This window comes from Moraxella sp. CTOTU47579, assembly GCF_032004885.1.
Taxonomy (GTDB): domain Bacteria; phylum Pseudomonadota; class Gammaproteobacteria; order Pseudomonadales; family Moraxellaceae; genus Faucicola; species Faucicola tetraodonis.
This window is the reverse complement of record NZ_DALZOJ010000004.1, coordinates 60,322-74,194: the sequence shown is the minus strand read 5'-3', so window position 1 is coordinate 74,194 and position 13,873 is coordinate 60,322. Positions and strand designations below refer to the sequence as shown.

The following is a 13,873-nucleotide window of genomic DNA, read 5'->3' as shown; positions in this document are numbered from 1 at the left end:
CTAATGCGCATGGTCATGGCAACAATCACCGCCATGAGGATGCTGACCACAGCCCCAGTCACAGTCACAGTCACAGCCATACCGATAATCAGCGTATCATCACCATAGCGTTTGCCATCATTGCAAGCTATATGATTGTTGAAGTCATCGGCGGTTATATTACCGGCAGTTTGGCGTTGTTATCAGATGCAGGTCATATGTTTAGTGATGCGGTGTCACTTGCCATGACTTTGTTTGCGTTTATCATCGGTAAAAAATCCGCTACCTCTCATAAAACTTTTGGTTATCGCCGTTTTGAGATTTTGATTGCGCTCATCAATGGGGTAACGCTACTGATTATCAGTGCAGGTATTATCTATGAAGCGGTACTGCGTTTTGAAGCGCCGCCACAAATCGCCACCACGGGTATGCTAGTTATCAGTACTATTGGGCTTATCGTCAATTTGGTGGTGGTCAAACTGATGCACGGTGGTGATACCGATAATCTCAATATGAAAAGCGCTTATTTACATGTATTAAGTGACTTGCTAGGCTCGGTGGCTGCGATTATTGCTGCTATTGTGATTATGCTGTTTGGCTGGGTGTGGGCAGATGCGGCAGTGAGTATTTTGGTGGCGCTACTGATTGTCCGCAGTGGCTATGCTGTCGTCAAAAACGCCGCCCATATCTTGATGGAAGGCGCGCCCAATGATATTGACCAAAGCGTTATTATCAAAACCCTCTCTGCCCACCCAAACGTGTTATCGGTTCATGATTTACATGTTTGGACGATTACCAGCGGCTTACATAGTTTATCTTGTCATATCATCGTTCCAAGCTCGCTGACCCTGCAGCAAACTGATGCGCTATTATCAGACTTACAGCATGAGTTACAGCATTTAGGCATTGGGCACAGTACCATTCAATTTGAGAGTGATTTGCATGCGCACTCCGCGCAGTTTAATTGTGATATTACTAGCGCACCCCCTGTCCATGCGCACGCGCACTAACCGACTTTTTGACCTAAGGTGCCAAAAAATCGGTGCTGCCGCTGAGCATCATTGGTTTTGTTTTTGGGTTGTTGTAATTTTGGATTTTTAGTTTGAATGGCTTTGGCTATTTAACTTTTCTTACGGGCTGTGGTCTAAAAAGTATGTTCACTAGACCCAGCCATAATTGACATAGTGAAACAGTAAATCAAAAGCCTTAAAATGATTAATGAGCTTCTTGGAAAAACAGCAAGTTTTTCTAAAAGCTCGCCTCATTCTGTGCCTAAAAAGATTATTATTACCTTCAATATCGACCGTATAGTATTTGCCAACATTTTTAAAATCAAAATCAAAAGCGGTCAGAAAACTATCCCAGTTATCACAGCAAACATAGCCAAAATTAACACCCAGCTCTTGAAGCTTTGCTCTAAGCTGTTTTGCTGTTGTTAAATTACGCTTACCCCATACAAAGGTAACAATTTCATTGGTATCTGGGTCGTAAGCATAGACCAGCCACACTTTGTTTCTCTTGCAACCCACATACGTCCAAAATTCATCGACTTGCAATCGACGATAATAGCGCCTCTTTGGTTTTATCTGATAGTTAGATTGTACTAGAACACTTAGAACCTTGTATTTGCTAACCTTTTCAATGGCTACAATGTCAGCAATGCTACATCCCCTAACTAACATTAAGCGAATTTTGTCTTCAATGAAACTTTGACATCCCTTATACTTTAGTTCACTGTCATGGATAAATTGCCGATGGCAGTCTTTACATTGATAGTTCTGTTTGCCGTAGATTTTCCATCCATTTTTCTTTATACTGAAACTTAGACAGCTTGGGCATTTGATTGTAATTTGTGTCTTCATAACCTCAAATTATCATCTTTTTCTCAAGCTGTCTTTTTTATTTATACTTCAGCATACTTTTCAAACCACTACCTTCTTACGATTAATTGCTTAATTGTGCGCATTACTTAGGCTAAATATGTTAGGATGAATCAGCACGCTGCTGTGGCAAGCCTTATTTGCTAAACGCTTGCTAAACGTTTGCCAAATAATTAAACATCTGTATTTAATATCTATATTAAGTTTCTATTAAATCTATATAAAAATCATTAGCTTACTGGAGGTAAACGCGTATGACACACCGTTCTGCACCTTTCGTGGCACCCAACTTGCATCTCACCCAATCTGATGGCTCAGACTCAGATAATGGCAATCCCTCAGCATTACTGGTTGATGAAAAGTCGCATAAAAAACAGGTCAAGTTATTGCTGTCCACCTTGCAAGCAGATATTACCCAGTTTCGGGATAATTTTTTTCCGCCGCCCTATCTGACCCAAATTCAAGATTTGCCTATTTATGCAGGCAATTTGGCAGAGGTGCAAAGCTATGAGCAAACCTGGCAAGCTTTGATTGATCGCGCCAAAGCGTTTTATCCTTCGGCAGGATTGCCGCCTGATTATCTGCCATTACCCGCAAGCCTTGAGATACCGCAGTTTATTTATCATGTGCAAAAACTACATTTGACCCGTACCAAAGCCAAAGAGTCCAAAAATTTTGGCTCGGTGGGTGCACTGGTTGAAAAATGCGGTCCGTATGAGGATGCCCAGTTGATGGCGATGGAAAATGCCTTAGCCAAAGGCGAAGACGTGCGGCTGGTGGCGCATCGTGAATTTATTGATTTACGTGCTTATGTGTTTTGTCGCAATCCCAAAGGTGAATTGCTAGAGCCTGAACGGATTCGTTTTTATCGCACAGGTTTGGTGATTCAAACGTTAGCAGACTTTAAAGTGGTGGACAGTCGGCAAACTCCCCGTAAGAAACGCAATGACGCCTATAAAAATGCGATTGCCGATAACGGGATTTGGAAAATTTTTGTCAAAAATTAAAAATATTGAGGTTTTGTATGTTTGTGCTTGCCGCCAGTGCTGATAGTTCTATGATGCTTGACGCAACTATCTTTTTGGGTGCGGCAGTGATTTTGATACCGCTTGCAAAGCGTTTTGGTATCGCCACGGTATTGGGTTATTTGTTTACCGGTTTGCTACTGGGTCCAAGTTTTTTGAAAGTTGCGGGTAACCCCGATGACTTGCTGCATTTTTCTGAATTTGGGGTCGTGCTGCTATTATTTATTATTGGCTTAGAGCTACAGCCCTCTCGGCTTTGGGCACTTAGGCAACAGATTTTTGTGTTAGGCGGGCTGCAGGTGATTGTCACGGGCGTGGTGCTGATGCTGCTATCGTGGTATTTTTTAGATATTCGGCTATCAAATAGTTTTGTCATCGGTTTTGGCTTGGCGCTGTCATCTACGGCGTTTGTGTTGCAGTTATTGGGTGAAAAGAAGCAGCTTGCCACCACGCATGGTCAACAAGCCTTTACTATTTTATTGTTTCAAGATATCGCGGTTATTCCTTTACTTGCCGCATTGCCATTTTTGTCGGGCGCGCAAGAGCAAAATTACGATTGGATTTATTTTGCCAAAGTCATCAGTATTTTTGCTGGCATGATATTTGTCAGTCGGTTTGTGGTACGTCCTTTCTTTAAGTTCGTGGCCTCTAGTAACGCCACCGAGCTGCTCACCGCCACGGCGTTGTTTATCGTACTGGGTGTGTCGCTATTGATGAATTATATAGGCTTGTCAATGGCACTTGGGGCATTTTTAACCGGGGTGCTACTGGCTGACTCCGAATACCGCCACGAGTTAGAGGCAAGTATTGAGCCATTTAAGGGGTTGCTGCTTGGGCTGTTTTTTATGTCAGTCGGTATGCTTACCAACGTCAAATTAATTGTCGCCAAGCCCTTTCTCATCATTGGTTTGGCAGTATTGCTGATGCTCATTAAGTTTGTGGTGCTGACAATCATTGCGCGGCTCATGGGCAACAAAAACGAAAGCAGTATCCGTCTTGGGGTAACGCTAGCACAAGGCGGGGAATTTGCCTTTGTACTGTTTAGCGTGGCGACCGCCCAGCATCTGTTAACCCGTGAACAACAAAATATTCTAAACCTTGTGGTGACTGTCTCAATGGCAATGACGCCACTGGCATTTTTATTACTGGAAAAAATTGGCAATCCGATATTTGCCAAAGCTAAGCCCAGTAAAGAATACGACAAAATACCCAACCATGAGCACGCGGTGGTGATTGCAGGCTTTGGACGTGTCGGGCAAATCATCGGTCGTGTGCTACGTATGCACAATATTGAATTTACCGCGATTGAAAAATCTGCCAACCAAGTCGATTTCGTCCGCAAATTTGGTAACCAAGTATACTATGGCAATCCCCAAAATCCTGAAATCCTACGCGCAGCAGGGCTTCAACGAGCCAAAGTTTTTATTATTGCCATTGGTGATATCGAGCTGTCGGCAACGGTGGCCGATTATGCCGTACGCAATTATCCGCATCTGACCATCTTGGCACGTGCCAAAAACCGTGAGCATTATTATCGTTTGCGCGATGCGGGGGTTAAGTATATTTGGCGAGAAACCTACCTATCTTCGCTGGATATGTCACGCGAAACCTTGGAAGTATTGGGCATGGAGCCAAAAACCGCACGAAAAACCGTGCAAATGTTCCGCGATTATGATGACGCATTGATTGAACGGCAGCGCGCCATCTATGAAGATGAAGCAGAGATGATTGCCTCAGCACAATCGGCGATTCAAGAACTCGAAAGCTTATTCGATAGCGATATGACCACCGCGAAAAATGAACTCCATAAAGAAAAAGAGCGGTTTGAAAAATTGGCTGATGAACCCAAGCCCCATTAGCCACATACGAATCATTAAACAATAAAAAAGGGCAATCACGTTCACGATTGCCTTTTTTCAACCAAATAACTAAAATCTAAATAGCTAGAACCTAAATGGCCAAAAATCAAATCACTAAAACATATCACGATCAAAGGTAGAGGATATTTTATGAATCGACAAATCCGCGCCATTAAACTCTTCTTCATCGCCTAAACGTAGTCCCATGAACTGCTTGATAATCCCATACACCAAAAATCCTGTCGCTGTCGCAAAAAGGACGCCCATCACACTGCCGAGCAGCTGCGCCCAAAAACTCACGCCACCATGACCACCAAGCCAATGTTGCCCAAAGATACCCACGGCAATCCCACCCCACAATCCGCACACCCCATGCAGCGGCCATACGCCAAGTACGTCATCAATTTTTAAACGATTTTGGGTAAAGGTAAATAACCATACAAACAACCCGCCCGCGATACCACCGACCACCAAGGCGCCTAAAGGGTGCATGATATCCGAGCCTGCACACACTGCCACCAGACCTGCCAACGGACCGTTATGCATAAAACCTGGGTCGTTTTTGCCCACTATCATCGACACCAAAGTACCGCCCACCATCGCCATCAGCGAATTGACAGCTACTAGTCCTGAGATATTGCCGATTTTTTGTGCCGACATGACATTAAAGCCAAACCAACCGACAATCAAAATCCATGAACCCAATGCCAAAAACGGAATAGATGACGGTGGATGGGTACTGGCATAGCCGTGTTTATAGCGGTTACGTCTGACACCAAGCAACAACACCGCGCCCAAGGCTATCCAACCACCAAACGCATGCACCACGATAGAACCTGCAAAATCATGAAATTGCACCCCAAATAGCGACGCAAAAAAACCTTGCAACCCATAATTGCCATTCCATACCACCCCTTCCATCACAGGATAAAAGAAAGACACAATTACAAAGGTCGCCAAAAAAAGCGGCAATATTTTGGCACGTTCTGCTACCCCACCTGATACGATAGCGGGAATTGCGGCGGCAAAAGTCAGTAAGAAGAAAAACTTCATCAGCTCATAGCCATTGCCGAGCAACAAAACATCAGTACTATGAAAAAAATTGATACCATACGCAAGTGGATAGCCAATAAAGTAATAGGCAATGGTGGAAATACAAAAATCGCCCAAAATCTTACCGAGTGCATTGACTTGGTTTTTTGCCCTGACTGTCCCTAATTCTAAAAACGCAAAACCTGCATGCATCGCTAGAATCATCACTGACCCAATCAATAAAAACAACACATCTAAACTTGAATGCAAAACTGGCTGCTGCATTAACACACCTCACTCACATGGTCAAACACTTAGGCAAAATTAAAAACGCTTGCTAAAGCAATAAATCTTTTTAACCGCTATCCCTTTTTGCCCCTAACCGAGGCATCAACGACGTGCGGTCAATCGACAAGCTGGCAATTGTATGCAAAATCATTGCCAATATTTACAAAAATTAACAATTCAATTTTTGATAAAAAAAACAGCCTAATTTTAGGCGGTTTTAATTATAATTAAGTTATTGATAATAATATATTTTTAAATAATTAAATTTCTTTTAGTAGCCAATTTAATAGCCAATTACTAAAATTTTTGATGAATTTAGATAGAATTTATTTTTTGTAACTAGCTAAAATCATGCCCGCCTAACGTGTCTAAAAAGTCCTTGCTCGTACTGTGCAGAAAACTCTACCGCCTAACGTATGCAAAAAGTAGGGTTAACTTGTCCGAAAACTCTACCGCCTAATGTGTGTAAAAACTCACTACGAAATTATTGTAGTGGTTCGCCAATCAAAAAACCACTCGTTAAACCTTTGCTAAAACTTCTTTTGCTATCTCTCTAAACTCATCTCTTTCCCATTGCGTTACTGGTCGCACTGGCTGAATGTTGAATACTGGCGGCTCATTGTGTTTAATCGTCAATGTATCGCCTTTATCCAATCCAAGTAACTTAGCCTTTGCCATACTTGCTTGTATCATTGACGCTGGCTTTCTTTCCTCAATCGCCATTTGTCTAGCGGCTTCCAATTCCTGCAAAATATCATCTAGTTTCATTGCATGACCTCAAAATAAAGTTTTGCTAGTTCAGTGGCTGATAATTCGGCTAAATTGTCGGGTAGTGGGGTAACATAACTTACATTAACATCAATCTGCTGCGCTGGCTCTTTCGCTGGCTTATCTAGTCCAAGTAACTTAGCTTGTGCAAGGGTAGCAGTTACAAGGCTGTTGGCGTTCTCGTTTCTAATCGCTATATCTTTGGCAAGCTGTAAATCTGCGATAAGGTCGTTTAGGTTGGGTAATTTCATTTGCTCATTACTCCTATAATCTGCTGTATTAGCGTTTAAGTTTGCTTACCCATTCTAATTCAAGCCCTAGCAAGTGGTCGGCTATGCGGTCATGCTCACTGACTAATCTATCATAGGTTTTGCGGTGCATACCTTTGGGGCGGCTGCCATGTCCGTTTGCTATACCTTGCTGCCACTGTAGGCGGTGTCTAATCTTTGCCACTTTGCGAAATAGTTTATCAATCGGCTGCATTAACTGGGTGGCATAGTTCGCACCAATGCAATGCCTGCATACATAAACCCCTGCACAATATAAAACGCCTACTCGTTTATTGCAGTTAGGACAATTAAACCAATAGCGATAATTACCGTAATGGCATGATGAGGTGGTAATTCCAACATCATAGCCGTATGACTTACCCCTAAAAGAATAATCAAGGTGGATTGCTTTGGCGTGTTGTCCTAGCCTGTGCTTAACGCTGGTAATCGTCATCTTTGGATAATCGCTAAGGCTGTGAGCTGTGGCTAGTTTTCCCATATCTAAATCATTAAGCAAATTTAGTGTATTTTATCATACATCAGTGTTGCGTATCTTTAACAGTGGGCTGTTACAGTCATTTGTTAAATCAATCATGCCCGCCTATCGTTCGGCTTTGCTGTTCGGTTTGGTGTTCACTTTTTGCCAATGGCTTGTTATTGCTGGCTTGGTGGCTGTGGTGGTGTTCAGTTTTGGGTATGGTTAAAATGACTATGCCGCTATGTATGTCTGATTTTCGACAGTCCTATACTTAGGCTTGGTATGTTCATATAAACATGGCTGGCTTGCTGGTTTAGGTTTTTCACAAATTTATGAAAAACTACCTTTGCGCCTATGGTTGATAACGAAAGGCAAAATATCCTTTCGCCATTTTTGGCGTGGGCGGTTTCTCTAGCTTGCCTGTGGTGTCGGTGGTGGGTTTGCCTATCCAATGGCTTAACGTGGCGATATGGGGCAATGGGTGGGCGTGGTGGTGTGCTTAATGAGGTGTTGACCAATATTAGCATTTTTTGGGGTATTTTTAGGCTCAATCCCTTGATAATACTGGCTTTGAAGTGTTGACCAAAGAAAAAGGGCATGGCTAAAATCACCATACCCCATCATGCCTGCCCAATCTTAAAATATTATCTAAAAACAATATGCGCTCTAAAATACCCTACAAAATCGGTAACATGGTAACAATCCGCATGGGTGGCGGGTTTCAGACAATTAAAAACGGTAACATCAATCTAAAATGTTACCGCTTTAAAATCGCTCTAAGCCTTGATAATACTAGGTTGTTACCGTGTTACCATTTTCTATGCCGTTTTTTGTGGGCTATCAATAAAAGGCGTTAAAAATGGGTTTTGTTCTAGTTCCTGCGGTGGCAAATAATTCGCCCATACTTTCACAAAATCCGCCCTTTCATATCCTTTTACTGTTCCTGGTTCGCCTGCTACTCTCATGCCTTTTGACGTTATCCCAAACTTTCTTAATTTAGTAGCTAATTGATAAATATCCATTGGCGAACCATTTTTAAATGTACTCCAGCATTTTTCATCATCAGCATTTAACCTGGCCAATAAATCCACGCTTTTAATGCGTTCAGTAGTAAACACTTCTCTAATATCTGAAAGTAGCATTTCGTTAAGGCTCGGCTCATCTTTGCGATTACAGATAATCAAACACGCCTGTAACGCCTTGTCATATACACCCAATACGGTAGCAATCTGTAGCAGTATTTCCCAATTATCAAAATCCCTATCATTGATTTGTAGTAGTGGGGTTTGTACTGCCTGCACCGCTTGGCGGTTATCTACTGCCCACCGTTTAACCTTGCTTTGTATTTCGTTGGTGGTTTCATGCGGTAAGGTTCGCTTATTAAAGCGTTTAACCTTGTCGCTGTTGGTTTTGCGCCTTAACTCAAAACGTATGGCACGGCTGGCAAAAGTTCCTTTCATCTCACCAATGCCGCTAAATACTTTCGCCCCAAAAACATCAAACTTTTCTACAATACCGCCCTTGTCTTGGTTCATGCGGGGTACGTTGCTGGCGTGTCTGCTATAGCCTGCGTTAACAATGCCTAATAACTCGTTTTTATCCTTTAGGCTGGTGTCTATCTCATCAATAAGTAAGGTAGGTTTAAATTGTTCCATTACTCGATATAGCACGGCTTGGGTAATGTTATTAAATGCCATCGGCTTATTAACAACACGCTCAAACAAGCCTAAAAGGGTGCTTTTACCGCATTGCCTCTCGGGTGCGGTTATCCATGCAATCGGGGCAAAATCGCTAATATCGGTTAAATAAGTGAATATCACCCATAACACAAACGCCACCTTTAACGGCTCATCTATCGCCATGTGTTCATGAACCAATGAATAAAGGGCGGTGTATATTTCGTCATGCGTTACTGGCTCATGATAGGGTTCTATTTCTGCCACAAGCTGCCCCTGCTTTTGCTCGCTCACTAATGCTAAGATTTTATCTTTGCTCACGCCAAACCGTTTTGCTACTTCACCCAATGCAAGCGTAATTTTAATATCATCAAGTTTTGCCAGTTCTTGAATACAAGCGATTAATTGCTGCTTTTTATTTTCTAGTTCCTGCAATGGGTCATCATCTGCCAATGGGTTGGCGGTGGTTTCAATGCTGGTAAGCGGCTGATAAGTGGGCAAGGTTTGGATAATCTCAATAATGCCACTACTGTCCTGCCCATCTGCAAAATACGCTTGTATTAGGTCGTAACAATCGCCTTTTGCTGGCATAGGTTCGCCTGTGGGTAACTGCACCTTGTCCACATCAATCACATCATAGGCGATATCTAAGGCAGTTAAGGCTTGCAGTAGGTTTGCCTGCCAATCTTGCCCGCTCTTATCATTGTCACGCCATACAATGCACCGCTTGCCCTGTAGTGGGGTTAAATCGCATTGATTAATTGACGTTGCCCCGCCTGTGGTGGTAGCAGTCAAGCCAATTTCTAACAAGCTATGCACGCATTTTTCACCCTCTACGATATAAACCGTATCATCTAGCAATGGTTGATGATACAAGGGCTTTTTGTAGTTTGGGTCTTTGGTGGCTGGGTGTTCGCCTAATCGGTAGCAGTTCCCATCATAATAGAATGGCTTTATCCATTTGCTGCCATCTTTATCAATTCGCACCTTAACAAACAATTCTTGATTGTCTGCATAGTAGGGGTAAAAGGCGGTGATATCACGCACGCCTGCGCCCATGCTAATTAGCTTTTTATCTTTACCCGCTACCGCTTTAATGGCTTGTAGTAGTAAATCACGGTTGATTAATTCGTTATTCATCATACGCCCCTAAATCAGTCATAGCGGTTTTAAAATCTTTGTTAGTCATTGCCATGTAAAAACCGATTAAGCTACCCTTTGCGCCACAAGCGTGGCATACATAGCCACCGTGAGAACCGTTAACCGATAAACTGGCGTGTTTGTCATCATGAAATGGGCATTTCGCCATGTTCCAGCCTGCCACCTTTATGGCAATGCTGAAACGTGCATAAAACGCTTGGGGCTTGGGTAGTTTGTTAGGGTTAAATTGCTTTTTGCCTTTAAACTTCTGATTTTTGGGGCGGTTTAAGATTTGGGCTAATATGTTGGTTTTGTGCTTGCCATTGTCTGCCGCTTGGTTTACATTATGCTTGCTTGTTTGCTGTCCAATGCTATTTTGTTTTTCAAAGTCCATGCCGTCTGTAGCGGTGTGGGCTTTTTCATTTGTAGTAAGATTACTCATCTTAACCCCTTGCCAATGGCTTTAATTTTGCGCTGTGAGCGTTTTGTGTCGTGGCTGGTACATCTGCACCACTTAAGCAAATAAAGCGCATGACGCGCCTTATTTTTACTGCTGTTATTGTTGGTTTTATTCAAACTTTGCCCTCCGCTTTATACAATGGGTGGGCTTCAATCATGCTTTGAATACAATAATCAAATTCATCAATTAAGTATTGGGCAATGAGTAACGATTGTTTAGCCTGTGAAATGGCGTGATGTGGTGCGTTATCGTTGGTTAAATCATCAATAGCAGTTCTTACCATTTTGAATAGCATTTCCAAATGGCTACTATGCAAGGTTAGATTGTCGTAAATATCACCGTTCAAGCTATCAATCTGATTTTGTAGTTCGGCTTGGGTGGTTGCTTGTGGGCGTGGTAAAAGGGTATTGATTGACTTAGGCATGATAGCCTCCTATGTAGTTTTGAGTTAATACCACACTATGAAAAGTCATAGGGTGATGGGGTTCACTCTCGGTCACATAGAACCGCCTTGAATATTCGCCTATTGGCTTATTTTTCAATGTCACCCCATCATAAACGGCTGCCAATGCTGGCATGATATGACGGTTTACCCCTGTGAATTGGGGTGGGTGGATTTGTGCTTTATTATCGCCACTTTGAGAGAGTAAGCGAAATTTAGGCACAAAAAAAGCCAATGGGTAACGGCTGGCTTGTCCGCTATGTGATTTTGAGAGGTCTTTATTATCAATCACGCCCGCCACACTTTGCAAGTTATTTTTTGGGTGGGCTTGATGATAACTGCTAATGAGTAGCAATAAACCAATCATCAAAACCGCTAGTAATATGCTTTTTACCATATCGAGTAAAGTTACCTTTGTGCTAGTGTCAATTTGCCCATTTTTAAGCGTTTCTAGCGTGTTTGGGTTGTAGGTGGTGTCTTTATACCGGTTCATAATTCTGCTCACTGTATGCGATTAATATTACCTTGATATACGCCCAATTCATCTAGGCGGCTTATCGCTTCACTTTCATCTATGCCAAGTTTGGCGGCTATATCTGCTGCGCTATAAAGCGGTTCGCCATCATCACTGTAACCGCTTATAGGTGGTATCAAGTCCAGTTCTTTAGCCTTTGCGTGGGCTTCCTGCTTGATATATTCGGGCGATAACTCAAACACTTTCATAAACTGGTTTATGGCTTGTTCGCTGTCCTCCCCATACTTTTCTACGATACGTTTGTATTTATCAAATTCAGCAAAAAACGCTGGGTTTACTGGCTCATTCATGCGGTGGTTTCCTGTAGGTAGTATTTTACGTACTGTTCGCCTGTGGCTGGGTCTTTGCAATCAAGGCTAATGATATCCATGCCCTTTTTGCGCAATAGCCAAATGATATCGGTTGGGCGGTTAATACCCATATGGATAATGTCACGCACGGTTAAAACCTCGCCCGCTAAAAGGCGGTTTTTTACTTGTTGGCGTTTGGTTATGCGTTTGGGTTTGCTTGTATTCGCTGTCATGGTTTGCCCCTTATGCTGTTGCCTGTTGCTTTTCGATAAATTCCAAAAGGTCGCTATTTTTGAAAAAATAAAACCCATTAACATTGACTGGCTTAATGAAAGGATTATTTTTTGCTCTTACCCATCTACGCAATGTTTCAGCGTGGCGGTTAAATAGCTTGGCTGTGTCGTTAAGCGGGGTTAAGCCCTGCGGGTTGTTGGCAATATCACTAAAAGTAATATTTGTTTGATTTTCGCCTTTTGGCGTGGTGGTGTGGCTCATTGCCTTTACTCCTTACAAGTGGGGTTATGTTGTAAGGCGTATTATGAAAGGGTGCTAAAAATGAAATAAGGCAATATTACGGTAATATTGCCCTAAAAGTTTGTGATATTTACCTAAAAACTAGGTTTGATTTTTGGCGTGTTTCTCTTTGGCATTAATGGCATTTTTAAGCCATTCCGCAATAAATGGTTTGGTAAGTGGTTTATTTAGTAGTTTTTGGCTATGAGTTTCAATAGCTAAATTATCATTGCCACTATGGGCGGTTACGTCAAATTTTGCTAAATCTAATAAAACATATACCAATCGGCTAATAGCTTCTTTGCTTTTATCTTTTACTTGCTCATCATCTGCTGCCTTGTTGCTTTGATATAGCCCACCTTTCTGCTCTAAATTATCTAATTTGGCTTTAACGATAGCTAATTCAGCCATTTGGCTAGCAATAGTATCGTTAGCGATTGTTAGCTTACTTTTAAGTTTAGATATTTGTTCAATCAATTCACTATTATCTATTTGGGCTTTAGTGTCAAATAGCTTGTCTAAGTCAATTTTAGGATAGAGTAATTCATCAAAATTTAACCATATATCATTTTTAATTATTTTAGGTAATCTGTCGTGATAATCCTCTAATTTCAATGCTGGGTTATGCTTTATATCTTCGCCATATTCTTTTAAAACTTCAAATACAATATCCATTCTTTTTTTTGGTGGGATAAGGTTTCCATCACCATCTATTTTCGGCGGGTCAAGTTTATATCTACTTGTATCCATATAAATATAATTATTTAAGTCATCTTCAATGATATCCCCAATATTGGTATTTTCTGTATCTGAATGTAATTTATAAACCTTCAAATAATCATTTACGTTTAAATCAATTTTAGAATCATTAAATAAATCCGTAATCATTTTTTTACTTACATTAATCCAACCCCTTAATAAAATAAGGCTTGTATCTAATTCAAAACCATATCTAGCTAAACCATCGTAATAAAATACTGGGTGCAGTTTATCTTCATTGTATAAATCTAAAATAAAATTCCTTAATCTATTTATATCATTGTCATCATAGGGGTTGAAATACTCTATTTCTCTATCATGTAAATATCTTGCCACATCATGAAAGTTTAAAAATTCTTTATACTCGTATAAAGCCATAACTTGCACCATACGCACCAATAAAAGAGGGTGCAAGGCGGGCGGGGTTTGGTGCGAAAATTCCCCGCTTTCGGGCTGCAGTTCCTAGCCTTGCAAAACTGG

Annotated in this window: 17 protein-coding genes; 3 read left to right on the top strand and 14 right to left on the bottom strand. The window is 41.6% G+C overall.

What is annotated here, in order from left to right:
* On the top strand, positions 1–989 hold a 989-nt coding region (locus RTP55_RS04010; protein ID WP_312384379.1), incomplete at its 5' end, for a cation diffusion facilitator family transporter.
* A gap of 150 nt (positions 990–1,139) precedes the next feature.
* Here the strand turns inward: RTP55_RS04010 and RTP55_RS04005 are convergent.
* Positions 1,140–1,841 carry an IS1 family transposase gene (locus RTP55_RS04005; protein ID WP_312384377.1) on the bottom strand — a complete coding sequence of 234 codons (702 nt, stop codon included), beginning with the start codon at positions 1,839–1,841 and terminating at the stop codon, positions 1,140–1,142.
* Positions 1,842–2,113: 272 nt separating this feature from the next.
* On the opposite strand from RTP55_RS04005, the gene RTP55_RS04000 reads away from it, so the two are divergent.
* Positions 2,114–2,866 carry a hypothetical protein gene (locus tag RTP55_RS04000; RefSeq protein WP_312384376.1) on the top strand — a complete coding sequence of 251 codons (753 nt, stop codon included), beginning with the start codon at positions 2,114–2,116 and terminating at the stop codon, positions 2,864–2,866.
* Positions 2,867–2,883: 17 nt separating this feature from the next.
* Positions 2,884–4,743 carry a monovalent cation:proton antiporter-2 (CPA2) family protein gene (locus tag RTP55_RS03995; protein WP_312384375.1) on the top strand — a complete coding sequence of 620 codons (1,860 nt, stop codon included), beginning with the start codon at positions 2,884–2,886 and terminating at the stop codon, positions 4,741–4,743.
* A gap of 114 nt (positions 4,744–4,857) precedes the next feature.
* Here RTP55_RS03995 and RTP55_RS03990 read toward each other — a convergent pair whose 3' ends face one another.
* The 13 genes from RTP55_RS03990 to RTP55_RS03930 all read right to left on the bottom strand — a co-directional run bounded on the left by RTP55_RS03990 (position 4,858) and on the right by RTP55_RS03930 (position 13,771).
* The gene (locus RTP55_RS03990) at positions 4,858–6,060 is read right to left on the bottom strand and encodes an ammonium transporter (protein WP_312384373.1); all 1,203 of its coding nucleotides are present in this window, start codon (positions 6,058–6,060) and stop codon (positions 4,858–4,860) included.
* Positions 6,061–6,582: 522 nt separating this feature from the next.
* Positions 6,583–6,831 carry a hypothetical protein gene (locus RTP55_RS03985; RefSeq protein WP_050324271.1) on the bottom strand — a complete coding sequence of 83 codons (249 nt, stop codon included), beginning with the start codon at positions 6,829–6,831 and terminating at the stop codon, positions 6,583–6,585.
* Positions 6,828–7,082, bottom strand: coding sequence for a hypothetical protein (locus tag RTP55_RS03980; protein ID WP_312384372.1), 255 nt, complete (start codon positions 7,080–7,082; stop codon positions 6,828–6,830). Before RTP55_RS03980 ends, RTP55_RS03985 begins: the two co-directional genes overlap by 4 nt.
* Positions 7,083–7,110: 28 nt before the next feature.
* A complete protein-coding gene (locus RTP55_RS03975) occupies positions 7,111–7,599 on the bottom strand; it encodes a hypothetical protein (RefSeq protein WP_312384370.1) in 489 nt (162 codons plus the stop codon).
* A 331-nt stretch (positions 7,600–7,930) separates the two neighbouring features.
* Entirely contained in the window at positions 7,931–8,056 is a 126-nt protein-coding gene (locus RTP55_RS03970) for a hypothetical protein (RefSeq protein WP_264755016.1), read from the bottom strand.
* 340 nt (positions 8,057–8,396) lie between these two features.
* Entirely contained in the window at positions 8,397–10,394 is a 1,998-nt protein-coding gene (locus RTP55_RS03965; RefSeq protein ID WP_312384368.1) for a DUF3631 domain-containing protein, read from the bottom strand.
* Positions 10,387–10,836 (bottom strand): CHC2 zinc finger domain-containing protein, encoded by a 450-nt coding sequence (locus tag RTP55_RS03960; protein ID WP_312384366.1) that lies wholly within the window; start codon positions 10,834–10,836, stop codon positions 10,387–10,389. Before RTP55_RS03960 ends, RTP55_RS03965 begins: the two co-directional genes overlap by 8 nt.
* 130 nt (positions 10,837–10,966) lie before the next feature.
* Positions 10,967–11,278, bottom strand: coding sequence for a hypothetical protein (locus tag RTP55_RS03955; RefSeq protein ID WP_128682292.1), 312 nt, complete (start codon positions 11,276–11,278; stop codon positions 10,967–10,969).
* Positions 11,271–11,789: a hypothetical protein gene (locus RTP55_RS03950; RefSeq protein ID WP_312384363.1), complete on the bottom strand. Its 519-nt coding sequence runs from the start codon at positions 11,787–11,789 to the stop codon at positions 11,271–11,273. The genes RTP55_RS03955 and RTP55_RS03950 overlap by 8 nt, the downstream gene beginning before the upstream one ends.
* 8 nt (positions 11,790–11,797) lie before the next feature.
* The gene (locus RTP55_RS03945; protein WP_312384362.1) at positions 11,798–12,121 is read right to left on the bottom strand and encodes a hypothetical protein; all 324 of its coding nucleotides are present in this window, start codon (positions 12,119–12,121) and stop codon (positions 11,798–11,800) included.
* Positions 12,118–12,354, bottom strand: coding sequence for a hypothetical protein (locus RTP55_RS03940; protein ID WP_312384361.1), 237 nt, complete (start codon positions 12,352–12,354; stop codon positions 12,118–12,120). The genes RTP55_RS03945 and RTP55_RS03940 overlap by 4 nt, the downstream gene beginning before the upstream one ends.
* Before the next feature lie 10 nt (positions 12,355–12,364).
* On the bottom strand, positions 12,365–12,616 hold the full coding sequence (locus RTP55_RS03935; RefSeq protein WP_095355724.1) for a helix-turn-helix domain-containing protein: 252 nt from the start codon (positions 12,614–12,616) through the stop codon (positions 12,365–12,367).
* A gap of 120 nt (positions 12,617–12,736) precedes the next feature.
* Positions 12,737–13,771 (bottom strand): hypothetical protein, encoded by a 1,035-nt coding sequence (locus RTP55_RS03930; RefSeq protein WP_312384359.1) that lies wholly within the window; start codon positions 13,769–13,771, stop codon positions 12,737–12,739.
* Positions 13,772–13,873: the final 102 nt, after the last annotated feature.